Raw genomic sequence first — 18716 nt, 5'->3', positions numbered from 1 at the left:
CCCGAAATCACGCCCAGAACACGTTGAAGAAAATGCTAGATAAACAGAGTTTTAGCCCAGTGAATTCAAGGCCTACGCTGTCTCGGCGCTTTAGTGTTGCCCCCATGATGGATTGGACTGACCCCCATTGCCGGTACTTCCTGCGCATCCTCTCCAAACATGCCCTGCTCTACACCGAGATGGTCACCACCGGCGCCCTGCTCAACGGTGATCACGAGCGTTTCCTGCGTCACCACGAAGCCGAGCACCCGCTGGCCCTGCAATTGGGCGGCAGCGTTCCCGCCGACTTGGCCGCCTGCGCCCGAATGGCCGAGGAACATGGCTACGATGAAGTCAACCTGAACGTCGGTTGCCCCAGCGACCGGGTGCAGAACAACATGATTGGCGCCTGCCTGATGGGCCATCCCGGGCTGGTGGCCGATTGTGTGAAGGCCATGCGTGATGCGGTGTCGATTCCAGTGACGGTGAAACATCGGATTGGAATAAATGGTCGAGACAGCTACGAACAATTGTGCGATTTCGTCGGGACAGTGCGTGAGGCCGGGTGCGGCAGTTTTACCGTGCATGCGCGAATCGCCATTCTGGAGGGGTTGTCGCCCAAGGAAAACCGCGACATTCCACCGCTACGTTATGACGTGGTGGCGCAGCTGAAAGCTGACTTCCCTGAGCTGGAAATCGTCCTCAACGGCGGCATCAAGACGCTGGAGGCGTGTCATGAACACCTGCGGACGTTCGACGGGGTGATGCTCGGACGCGAGGCATACCACAACCCTTATCTGCTGGCCGAAGTGGACCAGCAATTGTTCGGCAGCACTGCGCCCGTCATCAGCCGCGCCGAGGCCTTGGCGCAATTGCGGCCTTATATCGCCGCCCACTTGGCGGCTGGCGGCGCCATGCATCACATCACCCGGCATGTGCTGGGGCTGGGCACGGGGTTTCCGGGGGCGCGGCGGTTCCGGCAGTTGTTGTCGGTGGACATTCACAAGACCAAGGATCCGTTGGCGCTCCTGGATCAGGCCGGGCAGTTGCTTGAAGGGCGTTAACCATCACTTGCTTTGAACCTGCGCGCTGTTTTGGCATCGTATCTACCGATAGTTGCCCCGGCCTTTCAAACAGCCGTTTCCGGGTTGTTGCCGCTGGGGCCATCGATACCTCTTCACGCCCTTGAGTGGCTGCCGGCCCTCGGGTAATGTCAACGGACCCATAGGACAGAGCACGCTCATGACTTCCAAGCTGGAACAACTCAAGCAGTTCACTACCGTCGTGGCCGATACCGGCGACTTCGAAGCCATCGCCCGCATCAAACCGGTGGACGCCACCACCAACCCGTCCCTGCTGCTCAAGGCTTCGGCCATTCACGGTTATGCCGAGCTGCTGAACGCCTGCGTGGCGGATTGCAAGGGTGACGTGGGCCTGGCCAGCGACCGTTTTGGTGTAGCGGTCGGGCAAGAAATCCTCAAGGTGATTCCGGGGCGCATCTCCACCGAAGTGGATGCACGCCTGTCGTTCGATACCGAGGCCATGTTGAAGCGCGCCCATCGCCTGGTCGACCTGTACGAAAAGGCCGGTGTGGGCCGGGATCGCGTGCTGATCAAGATCGCCTCCACCTGGGAAGGCATCCGCGCCGCCGAGCAACTGGAGCGCGAAGGCATCCAGTGCAACCTGACGCTGCTGTTCTCCTTCGCCCAGGCCGCGGCCTGCGCCGACGCCGGTGTGTTCCTGATTTCGCCATTCGTGGGCCGTATCTATGACTGGTACAAAAAGGCCAATGGCAATGACTACACCGGGGCCGACGATCCCGGCGTGCAGTCGGTGACGCGCATCTACAACTACTACAAGGCCAATGACTACAAGACCGTGGTCATGGGCGCCAGCTTCCGTAATCTCAACCAGATCGAGCAACTGGCCGGCTGCGACCGCTTGACCGTCAGCCCCGAACTGCTGGAAAAACTGGCCGCCGACGAGGGCAAGCTGGAACGCAAGCTGGCGCCTGGCCAGGCCGGGGAAGCGCGCCTGAGCCTCAATGAGGCGCAGTTCCGCTGGTTGTCCAACGAGGATGCCATGGCGACCGAGAAACTGGCTGAAGGCATTCGTCAGTTCGCTCGGGACCAGGAGAAGCTGGAAGCGTTGCTGCAAGCCAAGCTTTGAGCTGAACCGGCGGCATGAAAAAGGGCGAACCTGGATGGGTTCGCCCTTTTTTGTTCTGTTTGGCTCAAAAGATATGGCGGATCGACAAACGCCATCGCGAGCAAGCTCGCTCCCATAGTTTCTGACCGAGTCCAACCTTGATCCCTGTGGGAGCGAGCCTGCTCGCGAAGGCCTCAGCTCGGTCTACAACACCCAGGAATCAGGGCCGCTCCAACGCACTCACCAAGTCATGGAACGCTTCACGATTGGAGTCGTTCAGCCCCATGAGGATCTTGTGCGCTTCAAGCACCTTGATCCGCACGTCCTCTTCGGACTGGTCCTGATCAGGCAGATCATCCAGGCATTCCGGGCATGGCACCGGATCGCCGACGATGTTGAACACCTGATCGAAGCCCATCGACTGCAGCAAACGGGTAATGTCGTTGTGGGTGGTGACAACGGTCGGCAGCAGGCCGACCTTTTGCCGCGACAGGATCGACAATTTGGCCAGCAGGCCCAGGGTGGTGCTGTCGATGCTGCGGGTTTCGGTCAGGTCGATCACGATGGCGTTGAAGTTCAACGCGGTGAAGATCTTCTCGATTGTCGCATCCAGCGCCGAACACAAGGTCAGGCGCACTTCACCGACAAACTTCAGGACGAAGGTGCCGTCCTGCTCGGCGAACTGGATTCTACCGGTACTCATCAAAGATTCCTGCTCAACACTAACAGGGCGATATCATCCGGCATCTCCCCTAGCGTGGCTAATCCAAACACTTGCCGCAGGCCTTCCAGGCTGCCGCCCGCCGCACTTACCCGTTCAGGCAAGGCCGCTTCTTTCTCTTTGAGTGTAGGTTCCGACAAAAGGTCCAGAATGCCATCAGACATCAGCGTCAGACTGAAAGCCGGGGGCAGTTCCAGCACGTGATCTTCATAGGTGGCCTCGTTGAACAGGCCCACCGGCAAGCCACGCCCTTCCAGGTAACGAACACTGTCAGGTGTGTACAACACGGGCAACGGCAGGTGACCGCCGATGCTATACGTCAACAAACCAGTCTCCTCGTCGATGACTCCACCGACCATCGTGACGTGTTTGCCCAGCTTACAACTGATCAGGCCTCGGTTGATATGCCCAAGGACCTCCGAAGGCTTGAATTCGGGCAACGTACCATTGCGCTTGGATTCGAACAGCAGGCGCGTGGTCATGAACTTCAGCAGTACGGTCACGAATGCCGACGAAGCACCGTGTCCGGAAACATCCGCCAGGTAGAAAGCCACTCGGCGCTCGTCGACCCGGAAATAATCGACAAAATCACCCGACAGGTACAACGACGGGATGATCTGGTGGGCAAAACGGAAACCGTCGACGGTCCAGGGGCTGACCGGCAGCATGTTCATCTGCACCTGACGCCCGGCGTTCTGGTCTTCCTGCAACAGGTTCAGGCTGGCTTCCAGCTCACGGTTGGCCGTTTCCAGCTTCTCGCGATAGCGCTGGTTCTCGACCAACAGCCGCGAGCGGTCCAGGGCTCGACGCACCGAATGCTCGAGCACGGCAAGGTCTTCGAGGGGCTTGATCAGGTAATCCGCCGCGCCCAGGCGCAATGCCTCGACCGCGTCGTTCATCACCCCCGCGCCCGACACCACGATCACCGGAGTCTGTGACGACAGCTCGGTGACCTGGCGAATGAGTTCGAGTCCGCCCATCTGCGGCATGCGCAGGTCGCAGATGACCAGGTCGGGCTTGTCCTGCTCGAATACCTGAAGACCCTGCTGGCCGTTGCTGGCCTGCAGGACGCTGAAACCACTGTCTTCCAAGTAGGCGGCGAGGCTGGCTCGCACCACTTCGTCATCATCGATTATCAGCAGCGTGGCACTGGTTTTTGGCATGTGGGCAAACGGCGCCAGAATTAGGTTGGCGTAGGGGGCTGGGCAACTGGGCCTGGCACGCACTACTGGATTCGCTTTCTAGCCTCTCTGTCGTACAGGTTTCAGGCGTTTGCCCTACACGCATATACATCAGAGGTGCCCTTCTAAGGCGCAGACGGTACTCCCATCCGCGGGGCGTTTCAAGCTCATGCAGATAGCCCGCTCGAGCTCTTTATTTGTCAAAGCACAGAGAGTTATAAGAACCGAGCGAAGCGTAACTCAATGGAAGGTTGATTCCGGCCCTGGACATAAGCCAAAGCACGAAAGGCGGCCTTTCGGGCCGCCTTTCACATTCAACCGGCCGAACTCAGAAATCGTCTTCGACCTGACCATCCTTGACCTTGAATTCACGGTTCTGCAGGAAGGCGTTGCGCAGGAACACATACTTGTCGCCACTGACCATTTTCTCGGCCGATAACAGGCTGGCGCGGGTATCGACGATGTTCAGGCCCCAGATCGAATTACGCACCGAGACGTTGTCGATGTAGGGGTATGGGGTGGCGTAGCTGTCGACCAGTTTGGCCGGCGCATCACGCAGAGTGCTCGGCCCCAGCAGTGGCAACATCAGGTAGGGGCCGCTGCCCAGCCCCCAATATCCCAGGGTCTGGCCGAAATCTTCATCGTTGCGCTGCAGCCCCATCTGGGTCCCGACATCGAAGAAGCCCAGCAGGCCGAACGTCGTGTTGAAGATCAACCGGGCAGTATCGACTCCGGCGGCAGCCGGCTTGGCTTGCAGCACATCGTTGGCCAGGTTGCCGACGTCACCGATGTTGCGAAACATATTGTGGATGCCGTCCTCGAGGAACTGCGGCGTCACGTACTGGTAACCCTGGGCCAGCGGCTTCAGCGCGTAGGTATCGATGGTGTCGTTGAAGGTGAATATCGGACGGTTGACGCTTTCCCAAGGATCTTCTTCCGTGGCGGCGTGAGCGGCGAACGGCACCAGCAGAACGCTGGCAGATAGACACAGCTGAGCTAGACGATGGCTCCAGCGCATAGGGAAAAACTCCTTGGATTATTCAGGCAAGGGCGCCGAGCCCAGGCGGTAAGGTGGCTAGTATAAGGCGGAACGCGTGGATAGGCAGCAGAGAAAAAGGAAGCTCTCCGTAAGAATTTTCCATACGGGTCGCCTTCATCCCACTGTAACCGGACTGTCATCGTGCCTCGTTAGGCTGCGGGTTATTTCAAGGACGTCCACATGCCCCGCGCCGAAACCAAGCCGCTCCCCGCCCCCAGCCTGACGGCCGTCCTGTTTGGCCTCAGCGGATGCCTGGTTGATTTCGGCTCGCGTGCTCGCCAGCCAGGGATTATGCCGGCCGAGCACACGCAACTTACACCCGGGGCGTTGGAAAGCCTGCAACGCCTGCGGCAGCTCGACATCCCCTGCGCCTGGCTTGACGAATTGCCACCCGCCATCAGCCACGGGTTGGCGGCCTCACTGCCGGCATGGGTGAAATCTCCGCAACTTCCTGCAACAAATAATCCGTGGCCAGCGCCCCATGCCTGTTGGCAAGCCCTTATGGCGCTGGATGTCAGGCAACTGGATGGCTGCGTATTGGTCAGCGGCGAACCGAAGCTGTTGCAGTCGGGGCTAAACGCCGGTCTATGGACCATCGGGCTGGCATCCTGCGGGTCGCTGTGCGGCCTTACGCCCGCCGAATGGCAAGCCTTGAGCCAGCAGGAACGGGAAATCAAACGGGCCAAGGCCACGGTGCAATTGTTCGGCCTGGGCGTGCATTCGGTGATCGATCACCTGGGCGAACTCGATACCTGCCTGGCCGATATCAGCCTGCGTCGTCTCAAAGGCGAGAAGCCGTGACCAGGATCATGCAGGGCGCTTGAGTGTGGATTACTCTTAAGGCAAGCCACGGACTTTTGACGCAGCGTCGCGGTCCATGGCAGTGCCTATCAATAAAGGGAGTACGCCAATGCCTGCCCGCGAATTGCAAGAACAGCTCAACAAACTGCGCGAGCAATTGGAACAGAATCCACCGCTTTCCGAAGTCGAGCGCGACGACCTGCACGCGCTGATGCAACAGATAGAACTTGAGCTTGAGTTGGAAACCCAAACACCGGACACCAACCTCGCTGACAATGTGAACCTGGCCGTCGAACGCTTCGAGCTGGAGCATCCAACGATTGCCGGAACACTGCGCAATATCGTTAACACCTTGGGCAGCATGGGGATCTAAGCCCGTCAAACGCAAAAAGCCCTGCTATCGCCAGCAGGGCTTTTTAGTATCTGCAAATTGAAATGCGATCCACTGTGGGAGCGAGCCTGCTCGCGAAAGCGGCGTGAAAGTCAGCACATGCGTTGAATGTACGACCGCTTTCGCGAGCGGGCTCGCTCCCACAAGAGTCCTCCCACAAGAACTCTTCAGCAAGAAATTTTATTGACGAACCAGACGCTGGTTCGGCAGTTGCACATCCTTGGTGCTGCGATACGGATTTATATCCAACCCACCCCGGCGCACATACCGCGCATACACCGTCAATTTCTCCGGCTTGAGCAAGCGTTGCAGGTCGAGGAAGATCCGCTCGACGCACTGTTCATGGAAGTCCGAATGCTGGCGGAAGCTGACGATGTAAGCCAGCAGGCTGGCGTGGTCCAGCGCCGCGCCGCGATACTCCACCGCCACGCTGCCCCAGTCCGGCTGGCTGGTTACCGGGCAGTTGGACTTGAGCAGATGGCTGTGCAGGCTTTCCTCGACGATACGCGATGCATCGCAACGCAGCAGCTCCGGACGCGGGTGCTCGTAGGAGTCGACAGTGATGTCTAGGTCGTCAACGCAGACACCGGGTAATGCAACGGTGCCTTCGCTTTCGACATCCTTGAGGCTGCGAATCCGCACGTCTACCGGCTTGCCCGCCGCGGCGGAAAGGTCCTGGCGCAGCGTGGCTTCCAGGCTCGCGCTGTCGTTGAACGCCGTCTGGTTCAAGGAGTTCAGGTACAGCTTGAAAGATTTGGATTCGATGATATTCGGCGAATCCGCCGGGATCGCGAATTCACCAATGGCGACAACCGGCTTGCCGGACGGCAGCAGCCATGACAGCTCGAAACAGTTCCAGAAATCCACGCCCTTGTACGGCAGGGTCTCAGCCGTCAGGCCCAGTTCCGCCCATTTCGCGGTGCGCGGGATCGGAAACAGCAGTGACGGCGTGTACGTGGCGATGTATTCGCTGGATTTGCCCAGCGGCGAGTGTTCGGCTGCGGGATGCATGACGGAAACCTGACTGAAGAATCAGCGGATTCTACCAGCCTTTACGGTTTCCTTGAGCGCTTGCTCCGCCAACTGGCTTACAGTTGCATTACAACTTTGTCAGCTTGCCCCATGACATCATGCACCACGGTATAACGCCCACGTTCAAACACAGCCTTGAGCCCGACCATGAAACTGCTGATCGTCGAAGACCAACTGAAAACCGGCCAGTACTTGCGCCAGGGTTTGAGCGAAGCCGGGTTCAACGCCGATCTGGTGGCTGATGGCAGCACCGGCCAGCAACTGGCCGTGAGCGGTGAATACGCGCTGTTGATTCTTGACGTGATGCTACCCGGCCGCGATGGCTGGCAGATTCTGCAAGCGGTGCGCGGCGCCGGGCTGGACACGCCGGTGCTGTTTCTCACCGCGCGGGATGCGATAGAGGATCGTGTGCATGGCCTGGAACTGGGTGCCGATGATTACCTGATCAAGCCCTTCGCCTTTTCCGAACTGCTGGCCCGGGTGCGCAGCCTGCTGCGCCGAGGCAGTTCGGCGGCCCAGGAAACCAGCCTGCAACTGGCGGACCTGCGGCTGGACTTGATCCGGCGCCGGGTAGAACGCGGCGGCAAACGCATCGACCTGACCGCCAAGGAATTCGCCCTGCTGGAGATGCTGCTGCGGCGCCAAGGCGAGGTATTGCCAAAGTCGTTGATTGCCTCACAAGTCTGGGACATGAATTTCGACAGTGACACCAATGTCATCGAGGTGGCGATCCGGCGTCTGCGGATCAAGATCGACGACGAGTTTCCCGACAAGCTGATCCACACCGTGCGCGGCATGGGCTATGTCCTTGAAGAGCGCAACCTGTGAGTCGCCGATGGTCGCTGAGCAATCGGTTGGCGCTGCTTTTTGCCGCCTGCACTGCCATCGTGTCGTTGTTTGCCGGCGTGCTGTTCAGCCGCGGCAGCGAGGCACACTTCATCGAACTGGACCAGCAGTTGCTCGAAGCCAAATTGACTGGCGTGCGCCGCGCCCTGCAAGATGGCCCCAACCCCCAGGCGCGCCTGGCGGACGAGTTGAGCCGCCAGCCGGACCTTGCCTTGCGCATCAAGGACCGCGATGGCGTGCGCTGGCATGACAGCTCGATCCGCCTGCCGGCCCAGGTGCCTGAACGGCCGGGCCTGTCGACCCTCAACGACACCGACAATGACTACCGCGTATTAAACGCGCCGCTGGATCCCAATCGTGCGGATTCGCCCCAACTGACACTGTTGCTGGACATCACCCACCACCAGCATTTCCTGCAACGCATGCAGCGTCTGATCTGGCTGACCGTCGGCCTCTCGGCGCTGGCGACCGCCCTGCTTGGCGCCTGGGCCGCCCGGCGTGGCTTGCGCCCCCTGCGCCGTATGGGCGCCATTGCCAGCAGCGTCTCGGCACGTTCGCTCAATGCTCGACTGCCAGAAGAACACATGCCCGCCGAACTGGCGGAACTGGCCCACAGCATCAACGACATGCTTGGACGCCTCGACGATGCCTTCCAGCGCCTCTCCGCCTTCTCCGCCGATATCGCCCATGAGCTGCGTACGCCGTTGTCGAATCTGCTGACCCATACCCAGGTCACGCTCACCCGCGAACGCTCGCTGGACGACTATCGCGAAGCCCTGCACAGCAATCTCGAAGAGCTGCAATGGATGGCGCAACTGGTCAACGACATGCTTTACCTGGCCAAGGCCGACCATGGCTTGCTGGCCGTCCAGCGCGAGCCGCTGGAGCTGGCGCTGGAAACGGACCTGCTGCTGGAGTTTTTCGCGCCACTGGCCGAAGACGCCGAGGTAAAGCTGAGCCGCGAAGGGAACGGACGTATCGAGGGCGACCGCAGCATGCTGCGCCGCGCGCTGTCCAATCTGCTGGACAACGCCCTGCGCTTCAGCCCCGGTGGTGGCGAGGTGCGGATACGGATTGTCGACGGGCCGCAGACTGTGCGCATCGACGTGGAAAACATTGGCGGGGAAATTCCGGCGGCGCTGCTGCCGCGCCTGTTCGACCGTTTTTACCGCGCCGACCCGGCTCGCCAGGAAGGCAGCAGTGAACACGCCGGGCTGGGGCTGGCCATTACCCGCTCCATCATCCGCGCCCATGGCGGGGATATCCGCTGTGAATCGGCCGATGGCTGGACGCGGTTCGTGATCGAGTTGCCCAAGGATAATTAGGCCGGACTCAACCCCTGTGGCGAGGGAGCTTGCTCCCGCTGGGCTGCGCAGCAGCCCCAATCTCACTAGTGATAGGAGGAGTTTAGATTTTTGGGAGCGCTGCGCACTCCAGCGGGAGCAAGCTCCCTCGCCACGAAAGCCTGTCCAGGCTCAGGAATACCGCAACGCCTGCGCAGGTTCGATCTTCGCCGCGCGCCAGGCCGGGTATACGGTGGCGAGGAAGCTGAGGATGAACCCGGCGGAGCAGATCAGCAGCACGTCGCCACGCTGCAGTTCCGACGGCAGGTTGCTGACGAAGTACACATCGGAACTGAAAATGTGCTGGCCGCTGACCCTTTCCAGCCAACCCACCAGCGCGCTGACATTCAACGCCGCAATCACCCCCAGCACCCCGCCGATCAACGTGCCCACCACGCCGATCACCGTGCCCTGGACCATGAAGATTGCCATGATCTGTCGCGGCGTGGCGCCGATGGTACGCAGGATCGCGATGTCCGCGCCCTTGTCGTTCACCACCATGATCAACGTGGCGATGATGTTGAACGCCGCCACCGCGACGATCATCAACAGCAGCAGGCCGATCATGGTTTTTTCCATTTTCATGGCGCTGAACAGGCTACCCTGGGTGTGGGTCCAGTCGTCGGCCTTGTAGGCCGCGCCAAGCCCGCTGGCGATGTCACCGGAGACTTTCGGCGCCGCGTACAAATCTTTCACCGCCAGGCGCACGCTCTGTACCTGGTTCGGTTGCCAATGCTGCATCTGCGCGGCGTCAGCCAGGTGAATCAGCGCCATGGAGCCGTCCAGCTCGGCACCGACCTTGAACACCCCCACCACATTCAGCCGTTGCATCCGCGGGGTGATACCCCCCGGCGCGGTGCTGACTTCCGGCACGATCAAGGTGACCTTGTCGCCGACATTCAAGCGAAAGCGCCGCGCGGTGATCTCACCGATCACCACGCCGAACTCGCCGGGCTTCAAGGCGTCGAGACGCCCCTGGACGATGTGCTGGGCGACGATCGAGACCTTGCCTTCCTGGGCCGGATCGACGCCGCTGATCTGGATCGGCTGCATCGAGCCTTTATGGCTCAGCATCCCTTCCATCTCGGTGAACGGCACCGCAGCCGTCACTTCAGGGTTTTTTAATGCCGCGGCGGCCACCGGCTGCCAATCGTCGATCGGGTTGACCCCGACGATGGTGGCGTGAGGCACCATGCCGAGGATGCGCGAGCTCATTTCGCGCTGGAAGCCGTTCATCACCGACAGCACGACAATCATCGCCAACACGCCAAGGGCGAGGCCGATCATCGAGGTCATGGAAATGAACGAGACAAAACGATTGCGGCGCTTGGCGCGGGTATAGCGCGTGCCGATGAAAATCGATAACGGTCTGAACATTCGCTGGGCACCGTATGAAAATAAAAGACCCGGCGCCGTATCAGCTACCGGGTTTCGGTCGGTCAGATCGGCGTCAGGCAACCTTCCTGCAAATGCAGGACGCGGTCCATCTGCCGGGCCAGGTTCATGTCGTGGGTCACCACCAGGAACGCCGTGCGCATCGAGGTGCTGAGTTCCAGCATCAAGTCCTGAATGCCTTGCGCGGTGTGGGAATCGAGGTTGCCGGTCGGCTCGTCGAGCATCACCAGCCCAGGCTTGTTGACCAGGGCCCGGGCAATCGCGACGCGCTGGCGCTCGCCGCCGGACAGCTCGGCCGGCTTGTGCTCCAGGCGATGGCCCAGTCCCACGCGCTCCAGCAACGCCGTAGCTCGCTGGCGGGCTTCGGGAATAGCGGTGCGGCCGATCAACAGCGGCATGCAGACGTTTTCCAGCGCGGTGAACTCGGGCAGCAGATGGTGGAACTGGTAGACGAAGCCCAGGGAGCGGTTACGCAACAGGCCGCGGGCCTTTTCGTTCAGCGCCGAAAGCTCTTCGCCCGCCAGCCAGACGCTGCCGGCGGTCGGCGTATCGAGGCCACCGAGCAAGTTCAACAAGGTACTTTTGCCCGATCCGGAAGTCCCGACGATCGCCACGCGTTCACCGGGATGCAGCTCCAATTGGAGGCCCGACAACACCACCACCGATTCCGGGCCTTCCTCGTAGGACTTGCCCAGGTTGCGGCAGCTCAAGATTGCTTTTTCACTCATGCCCGACTCACTCATAACGTAACGCCTCCGCCGGCTGGGTGCGCGCGGCACGCCAGGCTGGATACAGGGTGGCGAGGAAACTCAGGATCAACGCGGCGCCGCAGACCATCAACACGTCATCGGCCTGCAACTGCGAGGGCAGGTAGTCGATGAAGTACACGTCGGCGTTGAGAAACTTGTGCCCGATCAGCCCTTCGAGGGCGGCAATCGCGGCGCTGACATTCAGTGCGGCGAACATCCCGACCAAGGCGCCTACAAACGTGCCGATGACGCCGATGACGGTGCCCTGGACCATGAAAATCCGCATGATCTGCCCCGGCGTGGCGCCGAGGGTGCGCAGGATGGCGATGTCGCCTTTCTTGTCGTTCACCACCATTACCAGCGTGGAAATGATGTTGAACGCCGCCACGGCGACGATCAGCAACAGGAGCAGACCGATCATGGCTTTTTCCATGCGGATCGCCTGATACAGGTTGCCGTGGGTGCGGGTCCAGTCGCGGGCGTAATAACGGTCTTCGCCGAGCTGCTGGGCGATGCTCCACGCCACGCGCGGCGCCTGGAACAGGTCATCGAACTTCAACCGCAGGCCCTGGACCTGATCCGGCTTCCAGCGATGCAGCCGCGCGAGATCCTGAAGGTTGGTCACCCCCAGGTAACCGTCCAGCTCGCCGGCGCCAACATGGAAGATGCCGACCACGGTGAAGCGCTTCATGCGCGGAAACATGCCGCCTGGAGTGACAGTGACCTCCGGCGCGACAAACGTCAGCTTGTCGCCGATGGCCACGCCGAGCTTGGTCGCCGCCTTGTCGCCGATCACGATACCGAAGCTGCCCGGCGCGAGGTCGTCGAGTTTGCCCTGCCGCATGAAGTTGTCGATGATCGACACCTGCCGCTCCAGCCCGGGATCGATGCCATTGAGCAAGACCTTGGAGACCTTGCCGTCGTTGGTCAGCAACCCCTGCATCTGGGTGAACGGCGCAACGGCCAACACCTGCGGGTTCTGCTTGACCTTGGCGGCCAGGCTTGGCCAGTCGCTGATGGCTTCGCCGGTTTCGAGGGTCGCGTGGGGCACCATGCCGAGCACGCGGGTGCGCATTTCATGGTCGAAGCCGTTCATGACCGACAGCACGACGATCATCACGACCACGCCAAGGGCCAGGCCGATGATGGACGTCAGGGAAATGAACGATACGAAATGATTGCGACGCTTTGCACGGGTATAACGCGTGCCGATGAATACGAAGAGAGGTCTGAACATGTCGGGGCTTGTTCGGAGGGAAAAGGAACGTCCTTGTGGCGGGGGTCACAAACCAGCTTTACACTCAGACCACCGCCGCTACCATGGGTTCGCCATGTCGACATTAGATGAAGAAGATCGCCGCGAATACTACCGTATCGAGGACACGATCGCACTGGAAATTCGGCCCCTGTCCATTCCTGAAGCAGCCAGCCAGGAAGTGTTGCAGGATGAGTCCCCACTGTTCAACCTCCTCAGCGAGCTGCACCTGAGCGAGTTCGAATCACAACACCTGTTGCGCCAGATCAGCGAGCGCGAGCGCAGCATCGCGGCCTACCTCAAGGCCATGAACAAACGCATCGACCTGCTCAGCCAGGTCATCGCCGTAACGGTGCTCGGCGAAATCGGCGATCCCCAGCCGGTAATCATTTCCGAAGGCGGCATCGATTTCCAGTACCCCAGCGCCATTGCCGTCGGCGCGCACCTTTCGGTCAAGCTGGTGCTGATGCCCCAGGCCCTGGGGCTGTTGTTGCGCGCCCGCGTCACCCATTGCGACCCCAAGGGCAACGGTTATGACGTAGGCACCGAGTTTGAGCACCCGACCGACGCCCAGCGCCAATTGCTGGCCCGCTACATCCTGCAGAAGCAGGCGCAGGAACGGCGCCTGGCCCGGGAACTGAACGAATCTGGCATCGATAAGGAATAACCGTGACCCTCATTTATGGCCACCGCGGCGCCAAGGGCGAAGCACCGGAAAACACCCTCACCGGTTTCCAGGAATGCCTCAAGCACGGCGTACGCCGTTGCGAGCTGGACCTGCACCTGTCCATGGACGGCGAGTTGATGGTGATCCATGACCCGACCCTCAAGCGCACCACCGATCGCCGGGGCAAGGTGGTCGAACACACCGCTGCTGAACTGGTGACTTATGACGCGCGCAAGGGTGGCCCGGGCTGGATCAAGCCGTGCCCGATTCCACGCCTGGAAGAGTTGTTCGAGAAGTGTGATTTCGAGCACTGGCAACTGGAGGTGAAAAGCGCCTCACGCACCCGCGCCGCCGCCACCGTGCTGGGCATCCGTGAAATGGCCCAGCGCTTCGGCCTGCTGGACAAAATCACCATCACTTCCAGTTCCCGGGAAGTGCTCAAGGCCGCGCTGGATCTGACTCCGGACATTTCCCGTGGACTGGTCGCCGAATACGCCTGGCTCGACCCGTTGAAGGTCGCCCAGAGCTATGGCTGTGAGATTCTGGCGCTGAACTGGACCCTGTGCACGCCGGAACGCCTGATCAAGGCGCAGCGCCAGGGGCTGCATGTGTCGGTGTGGACCGTCAACGAGCCCGCGCTCATGCGCAGGCTCGCCGACTTTGGCGCTGACAGCCTGATTACAGACTTTCCCGGTTTGGCCACCGCCACCCTCGAGAATTGCTGAAATCGGTCTCCCCGGCCGGCTCAGGCCACCGGCCGGAGCCGCTCAAAAAAGCCGGTTGAGCCCGTCATAGGCCGCTACCCGATAGGCTTCGGCCATGGTCGGGTAGTTGAACGTGGTGTTGACGAAGTACTTCAACGTGTTCAGCTCGCCCGGCTGGTTCATGATCGCCTGGCCGATGTGGACGATTTCCGAGGCCTGGTAGCCGAAGCAGTGCACGCCCAGCACTTCCAGGGTCTCGCGGTGGAACAGGATTTTCAGCATGCCTTGCGGCTCGCCGGCGATCTGCGCCCGCGCCATGCTCTTGAAGAAGGCCTTGCCGACCTCGTAAGGCACCTTGGCCTGGGTCAGCTCCTGCTCGTTCTTGCCGATCGAGCTGATTTCCGGAATGGTGTAGATGCCGGTCGGCACGTCATTGACGAAACGCCAGCTGCCGTTGTCGACGATGCTGCCGGCGGCCGAACGGCCCTGGTCGTGGGCGGCACTGGCCAGGCTCGGCCAGCCGATCACGTCACCGGCACCGTAGATGTTCGGCACGCAGGTGCGGTAGTTCTCGTCGACCTCGATCTGGCCGCGGCTGTTGACCTTCACGCCGATGTTTTCCAGGCCCAGGGTGTCGGTGTTGCCGGTGCGGCCGTTGCACCAGAGCAAGGCGTCGGCCTTGATCTTCTTGCCGGACTTGAGGTGCAGGATCACACCGTTGTCCACGCCTTCGACGCGCTCGTAATCCTCGTTGTGGCGCACGGTGATGTTGTTGTTGCTGAAGTGGTAGCTGAGGGCCTGGGAAATTTCCGAGTCCAGGAAGCTCAGCAATTGGCCACGGTTGTCCACCAGTTCCACCAGCACGCCCAGGCCGCTGAAGATCGAGGCGTATTCGCAACCGATCACGCCGGCACCGTAGACGATAAGTTTGCGCGGGGTATGCCCCAGGCTCAGGATCGTGTCGCTATCGTAGATACGTGCGTGGTTGAAATCGATGTCCGCCGGGCGATACGGACGCGAGCCGGTGGCGATGATGATGTGCTTGGCCACCAGTTTCTCGACTACGCCATTGCCGCAGACCACTTCGACCGTTTGCTCGTCGGCGAAGCTGCCGGTGCCGAAAAACACGTCCACACGGTTGCGGGCGTAATAGCCGGTACGCGAAGCCACTTGCTTGGAAATCACCTTCTCGGCGCTCTTGAGCACGTCCGGGAAGGAGAACCAGCGCGGCTCGCCGATTGCCCGGAACATCGGGTTGGTGTTGAACTGCATGATCTGCCGGACCGAGTGACGCAAGGCCTTGGACGGGATGGTACCCAAGTGGGTGCAGTTGCCGCCAACCTGCCGACGGCTGTCGACCATCGCCACCTTGCGCCCTGCCTTGGCGGCGTTCATTGCCGCGCCTTCCCCCGCCGGGCCGGAACCCAGTACCACCACGTCGTAGTTGTAGACAGCCATGCGTACTCCTCAGAACAGGCCGCGATGCCACAGTTGGCACCGACGGCTAAATCATGCCGGCCGGCGGCATGAAGGAACAATTTGGGACCGGTTCACGCGCCCGGCCACAGTCTATAGAAGCGTCAACGCCGCGCACATTACCCCTTGGTCGCGTCGTAGGCTAGGGGGCGCTCCCCTTTACCTGCGCTATTTCGCCACAGGTAACCTTTCATGGCGCTGTCATGCATATACAAAAACCTGCCTGCATCATCGTGGCGAGGGAGCTTGCTCCCGCTTGAGTGCGAAGCGCTCACAAAAGGGGCCGCTACGCAGCCCAGCGGGAGCAAGCTCCCTCGCCACGGATTCATTGCTGGACGATCTATTGGGTTTTTTCGCCGGCCATCCGTTCAAACGCATCGTTTGTACGTACGACGAAACGCTCTCCATCGCGCAGCACAAAAAATACTCCGATGCCGTGCTCCTGGGCATAATCCCAACCCTCTTCGGGACCGAGAATCAGCAACAGCGTCGATAGTCCATCGGCCAACATCGCTGAAGGATGAATTACCGTGACTGACGCCAGGTTGTGTAGGACCGGCGCCCCGGTGCGCGCATCAAAGGTGTGGGAGTAACGCTTGCCGCCCTGCTCGAAATATTTACGATAGTCGCCCGACGTTGAAACCCCGTAGCCGTTGACCTCGATGACACGCTCAGCCATTTGCCGATCGTTCCGAGGCTCTTCCAGGGCGATGCGCCAGGCCGACCCATCCGGCTTGTGCCCGACAGCCTTGAGCTCCCCGGTGGCTTCGGCCAGGTAGCTGTCGATGCCCAAAGCCTGGAGCTTCGCGGCGATGCGGTCGACGGCATAACCCGCCGCGATGCTGTTGAAATCGACTTCCACCGCGGCGTCCTTGCATAACCGGTCGCCTTCGATCCGCAAGTAGCCATGGCCAACCTGTCGTCGCGCCAGGGCCAGGGCCTCGGCGCTGGGCACCGCCTCTCGCCGGGATTGCGGGCCGAAGCCCCACAGGTTCAGCAAAGGCTCCACCGTCAGATCGAACGCGCCATGGCTTTGCGAAGATAGCTGCTCACCCACCCGGACAAGTTCAAACACAGGTCCCGGCATGGTCAGGCAACTGCCGCCAGGCAGGGCATTGAAGCGCTCGATTTCCGAATCGCTGCGATAGGTGGAAAACAGCCGATCCACTTCAGCGAGAATTTTTTCCACCTCGGCCTGCACCACGTTCGGACCGGGCGTGGCGGCATGCCTGACGTACTGGACGGAATAACGGCTGCCCATGGTCGGGCCATCGAAGCGTTCCAGGGTATCGCCCCGGCCGCAGCCGGACACAACGCCGGCCAGCATCACAAGCCCAATCCATCGTCCAGTTAACAAATCTTCATCTCCCCACAAAACCACGCCGGCCATTATGGGCTACAGCGCATGCAAAAAAACCTGTGGGAGCGAGCCTGCTCGCGAAAGCAATGGACCGATCAAGGTCAAGGTGCCTGACACACCACCTTCGCGAGCAGGCTCGCTCCCACATGGATTGCAGCGCTTTCATACAAGATTGCCAGAGTGAGTACCTACACATGCCTTCCAACACGAGCAACGGCAAGGCGATTTTTCGCGTTGTCAGCGGCAACTTCCTGGAGATGTTCGACTTCATGGTCTATGGCTTCTACGCCACGGCCATTGCCAAGACGTTCTTCCCGACCGACAGTGCCTTCGCCTCGCTGATGCTGTCCCTGGCGACATTCGGCGCCGGGTTCCTGATGCGTCCGCTGGGCGCGATCTTCCTTGGCGCCTACATCGACCGTCACGGCCGGCGCAAAGGCCTGATCATCACCCTCGCGATGATGGCCGCCGGCACGGTGCTGATCGCCTGTGTACCGGGTTACGCCACGTTGGGCGTGGCGGCGCCGCTGCTGGTATTGCTGGGCCGATTGCTGCAGGGCTTTTCCGCAGGCGTGGAGCTCGGTGGGGTCTCGGTGTACCTGGCGGAAATCTCTACGCCGGGGCGCAAGGGCTTTTTTGTCAGTTGGCAGTCCGCGAGCCAACAGGCCGCCGTGGTCTTTGCCGGTCTGCTGGGGGTTGGCCTCAATCATTGGCTGAACCCGCAAGAAATGGGCGAATGGGGCTGGCGCGTGCCGTTCCTGATCGGTTGCCTGATCGTACCGGTCATTTTTGTAATTCGCCGCTCGCTGGAAGAAACGCCGGAATTCCAGGCGAGAAAACACCGCTCTACCCTGTCGGAAATCGTCCGCTCCATTGGCCAGAACTTCGGCATTGTCCTGGCCGGCATGGCACTGGTGGTGATGACTACGGTGTCGTTCTACCTGATCACGGCCTACACGCCGACATTTGGCAAGGCTGAGCTCAACCTGTCGGAGCTGGATGCGTTGCTGGTCACGGTGTGTATCGGCTTGTCGAATTTCTTCTGGCTGCCAGTCATGGGCGCGCTTTCCGACAAGATCGGGCGCAAACCCCTGCTGCTGGCTGCGACAATCCTGGCGATCCTGACCGCCTACCCGGCGCTGTCCTGGCTGGTGGCGAACCCCAGCTTCAGCCATTTACTGATCGTCGAGCTGTGGTTGTCGTTCCTGTATGGATCGTACAACGGCGCCATGGTGGTCGCCCTGACGGAAATCATGCCGGTTGAAGTGCGTACTACTGGCTTTTCCCTGGCCTATAGCCTCGCGACGGCAACGTTCGGCGGGTTCACGCCGGCGGCCTGTACCTATCTGATCCATGTGCTGGATAACAAAGCGGCGCCGGGGATCTGGCTCAGTGGTGCGGCGGTGTTGGGGTTGATTGCGACGTTGGTACTGTTCAAGGGTAATCGGCATGAACTGCGCACGGCGCAGGCCTCTGTAGTGGGCGGTGCCTGATAAATCGTCATCGCGAGCAAGCTCGCTCCCACAGTTGACCGAGTTGTTGCTGATGTATGCGGTCCAATGTGGGAGCGAGCTTGCTCGCGATGAGGCCCGCCCAAACACAGCAAAACCCAGACAAAAAAACGCCCCG

Annotated in this window: 18 protein-coding genes; 9 read left to right on the top strand and 9 right to left on the bottom strand. The window is 60.8% G+C overall.

The features are described 5' to 3' along the window. Positions 1 to 32 precede the first annotated feature (32 nt). Positions 33 to 1043 carry a tRNA dihydrouridine(20/20a) synthase DusA gene (dusA, locus tag J3P84_RS09880; RefSeq protein ID WP_434629791.1) on the top strand — a complete coding sequence of 337 codons (1011 nt, stop codon included), beginning with the start codon at positions 33 to 35 and terminating at the stop codon, positions 1041 to 1043. A gap of 178 nt (positions 1044 to 1221) precedes the next feature. After that, a complete protein-coding gene (tal, locus tag J3P84_RS09875) occupies positions 1222 to 2148 on the top strand; it encodes a transaldolase (RefSeq protein ID WP_305500037.1) in 927 nt (308 codons plus the stop codon). 199 nt (positions 2149 to 2347) lie between these two features. Here tal and rssC read toward each other — a convergent pair whose 3' ends face one another. The 3 genes from rssC to J3P84_RS09860 all read right to left on the bottom strand — a co-directional run bounded on the left by rssC (position 2348) and on the right by J3P84_RS09860 (position 5047). Next, a complete protein-coding gene (gene rssC, locus J3P84_RS09870; protein ID WP_305500035.1) occupies positions 2348 to 2830 on the bottom strand; it encodes an anti-sigma factor antagonist RssC in 483 nt (160 codons plus the stop codon). Next, entirely contained in the window at positions 2830 to 4011 is a 1182-nt protein-coding gene (gene rssB / locus J3P84_RS09865) for a two-component system response regulator RssB (RefSeq protein ID WP_434573055.1), read from the bottom strand. The genes rssC and rssB overlap by 1 nt, the downstream gene beginning before the upstream one ends. Positions 4012 to 4357: 346 nt before the next feature. Beyond that, the gene (locus tag J3P84_RS09860; protein ID WP_434629786.1) at positions 4358 to 5047 is read right to left on the bottom strand and encodes an MlaA family lipoprotein; all 690 of its coding nucleotides are present in this window, start codon (positions 5045 to 5047) and stop codon (positions 4358 to 4360) included. A 201-nt stretch (positions 5048 to 5248) separates the two neighbouring features. Between J3P84_RS09860 and J3P84_RS09855 the strand changes: the two genes are divergently transcribed. Both J3P84_RS09855 and J3P84_RS09850 read left to right on the top strand, forming a co-directional pair. Beyond that, positions 5249 to 5869, top strand: a complete 621-nt coding sequence (locus J3P84_RS09855) for an HAD family phosphatase (protein WP_434629783.1) — start codon at positions 5249 to 5251, stop codon at positions 5867 to 5869. 109 nt (positions 5870 to 5978) lie between these two features. Beyond that, positions 5979 to 6242 (top strand): DUF4404 family protein, encoded by a 264-nt coding sequence (locus J3P84_RS09850; protein WP_434629780.1) that lies wholly within the window; start codon positions 5979 to 5981, stop codon positions 6240 to 6242. A 198-nt stretch (positions 6243 to 6440) separates the two neighbouring features. Here J3P84_RS09850 and queF read toward each other — a convergent pair whose 3' ends face one another. Next, positions 6441 to 7271 carry an NADPH-dependent 7-cyano-7-deazaguanine reductase QueF gene (gene queF / locus J3P84_RS09845; RefSeq protein WP_434629777.1) on the bottom strand — a complete coding sequence of 277 codons (831 nt, stop codon included), beginning with the start codon at positions 7269 to 7271 and terminating at the stop codon, positions 6441 to 6443. Positions 7272 to 7439: 168 nt separating this feature from the next. Here queF and J3P84_RS09840 point away from each other — a divergent pair, with 168 nt between their 5' ends. Together J3P84_RS09840 and J3P84_RS09835 are read left to right on the top strand one after the other, a co-directional pair. After that, on the top strand, positions 7440 to 8120 hold the full coding sequence (locus J3P84_RS09840) for a heavy metal response regulator transcription factor (RefSeq protein WP_434629774.1): 681 nt from the start codon (positions 7440 to 7442) through the stop codon (positions 8118 to 8120). Then, positions 8117 to 9463 (top strand): heavy metal sensor histidine kinase, encoded by a 1347-nt coding sequence (locus tag J3P84_RS09835; protein ID WP_434629771.1) that lies wholly within the window; start codon positions 8117 to 8119, stop codon positions 9461 to 9463. The genes J3P84_RS09840 and J3P84_RS09835 overlap by 4 nt, the downstream gene beginning before the upstream one ends. 150 nt (positions 9464 to 9613) lie before the next feature. Here J3P84_RS09835 and J3P84_RS09830 read toward each other — a convergent pair whose 3' ends face one another. The 3 genes from J3P84_RS09830 to J3P84_RS09820 form a co-directional block, all read right to left on the bottom strand. Then, positions 9614 to 10858 (bottom strand): lipoprotein-releasing ABC transporter permease subunit, encoded by a 1245-nt coding sequence (locus J3P84_RS09830; RefSeq protein ID WP_434629769.1) that lies wholly within the window; start codon positions 10856 to 10858, stop codon positions 9614 to 9616. A 62-nt stretch (positions 10859 to 10920) separates the two neighbouring features. After that, positions 10921 to 11604 (bottom strand): lipoprotein-releasing ABC transporter ATP-binding protein LolD, encoded by a 684-nt coding sequence (gene lolD, locus J3P84_RS09825; protein ID WP_162843734.1) that lies wholly within the window; start codon positions 11602 to 11604, stop codon positions 10921 to 10923. Positions 11605 to 11611: 7 nt separating this feature from the next. Then, a complete protein-coding gene (locus J3P84_RS09820) occupies positions 11612 to 12862 on the bottom strand; it encodes a lipoprotein-releasing ABC transporter permease subunit (protein WP_434629766.1) in 1251 nt (416 codons plus the stop codon). 94 nt (positions 12863 to 12956) lie between these two features. Here J3P84_RS09820 and J3P84_RS09815 point away from each other — a divergent pair, with 94 nt between their 5' ends. Further along, positions 12957 to 13547 carry a PilZ domain-containing protein gene (locus J3P84_RS09815; RefSeq protein ID WP_305500019.1) on the top strand — a complete coding sequence of 197 codons (591 nt, stop codon included), beginning with the start codon at positions 12957 to 12959 and terminating at the stop codon, positions 13545 to 13547. Positions 13548 to 13549: 2 nt separating this feature from the next. Then, on the top strand, positions 13550 to 14272 hold the full coding sequence (locus tag J3P84_RS09810) for a glycerophosphodiester phosphodiesterase (RefSeq protein ID WP_003199672.1): 723 nt from the start codon (positions 13550 to 13552) through the stop codon (positions 14270 to 14272). 42 nt (positions 14273 to 14314) lie between these two features. Here J3P84_RS09810 and sthA read toward each other — a convergent pair whose 3' ends face one another. Further along, entirely contained in the window at positions 14315 to 15709 is a 1395-nt protein-coding gene (sthA, locus tag J3P84_RS09805) for a Si-specific NAD(P)(+) transhydrogenase (protein ID WP_245142796.1), read from the bottom strand. A 358-nt stretch (positions 15710 to 16067) separates the two neighbouring features. Next, positions 16068 to 17054: an FAD:protein FMN transferase gene (locus J3P84_RS09800; protein WP_434629762.1), complete on the bottom strand. Its 987-nt coding sequence runs from the start codon at positions 17052 to 17054 to the stop codon at positions 16068 to 16070. Between the two features lie 227 nt (positions 17055 to 17281). Here J3P84_RS09800 and J3P84_RS09795 point away from each other — a divergent pair, with 227 nt between their 5' ends. Next, the gene (locus J3P84_RS09795; RefSeq protein ID WP_434629759.1) at positions 17282 to 18580 is read left to right on the top strand and encodes an MFS transporter; all 1299 of its coding nucleotides are present in this window, start codon (positions 17282 to 17284) and stop codon (positions 18578 to 18580) included. Positions 18581 to 18716: the final 136 nt, after the last annotated feature.

It is taken from the genome of Pseudomonas sp. Z1-29 (assembly GCF_051131995.1).
GTDB lineage: Bacteria > Pseudomonadota > Gammaproteobacteria > Pseudomonadales > Pseudomonadaceae > Aquipseudomonas.
The sequence above is the reverse complement of the archived record's forward strand: the minus strand, read 5'-3'. Positions and strand labels throughout refer to the sequence as shown.

What these genes read in the sequence shown, in the direction of transcription:
- rssB (WP_434573055.1), bottom strand. Translation starts at nt 4,011, where the DNA reads ATGCCAAAAACCAGTGCCACGCTGCTGATAATCGATGATGACGAAGTG.
- J3P84_RS09840 (WP_434629774.1), top strand. Translation starts at nt 7,440, where the DNA reads ATGAAACTGCTGATCGTCGAAGACCAACTGAAAACCGGCCAGTACTTG.
- queF (WP_434629777.1), bottom strand. Translation starts at nt 7,271, where the DNA reads ATGCATCCCGCAGCCGAACACTCGCCGCTGGGCAAATCCAGCGAATAC.
- J3P84_RS09855 (WP_434629783.1), top strand. Translation starts at nt 5,249, where the DNA reads ATGCCCCGCGCCGAAACCAAGCCGCTCCCCGCCCCCAGCCTGACGGCC.
- J3P84_RS09850 (WP_434629780.1), top strand. Translation starts at nt 5,979, where the DNA reads ATGCCTGCCCGCGAATTGCAAGAACAGCTCAACAAACTGCGCGAGCAA.
- lolD (WP_162843734.1), bottom strand. Translation starts at nt 11,604, where the DNA reads ATGAGTGAAAAAGCAATCTTGAGCTGCCGCAACCTGGGCAAGTCCTAC.
- J3P84_RS09820 (WP_434629766.1), bottom strand. Translation starts at nt 12,862, where the DNA reads ATGTTCAGACCTCTCTTCGTATTCATCGGCACGCGTTATACCCGTGCA.
- rssC (WP_305500035.1), bottom strand. Translation starts at nt 2,830, where the DNA reads ATGAGTACCGGTAGAATCCAGTTCGCCGAGCAGGACGGCACCTTCGTC.
- J3P84_RS09830 (WP_434629769.1), bottom strand. Translation starts at nt 10,858, where the DNA reads ATGTTCAGACCGTTATCGATTTTCATCGGCACGCGCTATACCCGCGCC.
- J3P84_RS09795 (WP_434629759.1), top strand. Translation starts at nt 17,282, where the DNA reads ATGCCTTCCAACACGAGCAACGGCAAGGCGATTTTTCGCGTTGTCAGC.
- J3P84_RS09815 (WP_305500019.1), top strand. Translation starts at nt 12,957, where the DNA reads ATGTCGACATTAGATGAAGAAGATCGCCGCGAATACTACCGTATCGAG.
- J3P84_RS09860 (WP_434629786.1), bottom strand. Translation starts at nt 5,047, where the DNA reads ATGCGCTGGAGCCATCGTCTAGCTCAGCTGTGTCTATCTGCCAGCGTT.
- dusA (WP_434629791.1), top strand. Translation starts at nt 33, where the DNA reads ATGCTAGATAAACAGAGTTTTAGCCCAGTGAATTCAAGGCCTACGCTG.
- J3P84_RS09800 (WP_434629762.1), bottom strand. Translation starts at nt 17,054, where the DNA reads ATGCTGGCCGGCGTTGTGTCCGGCTGCGGCCGGGGCGATACCCTGGAA.
- sthA (WP_245142796.1), bottom strand. Translation starts at nt 15,709, where the DNA reads ATGGCTGTCTACAACTACGACGTGGTGGTACTGGGTTCCGGCCCGGCG.
- tal (WP_305500037.1), top strand. Translation starts at nt 1,222, where the DNA reads ATGACTTCCAAGCTGGAACAACTCAAGCAGTTCACTACCGTCGTGGCC.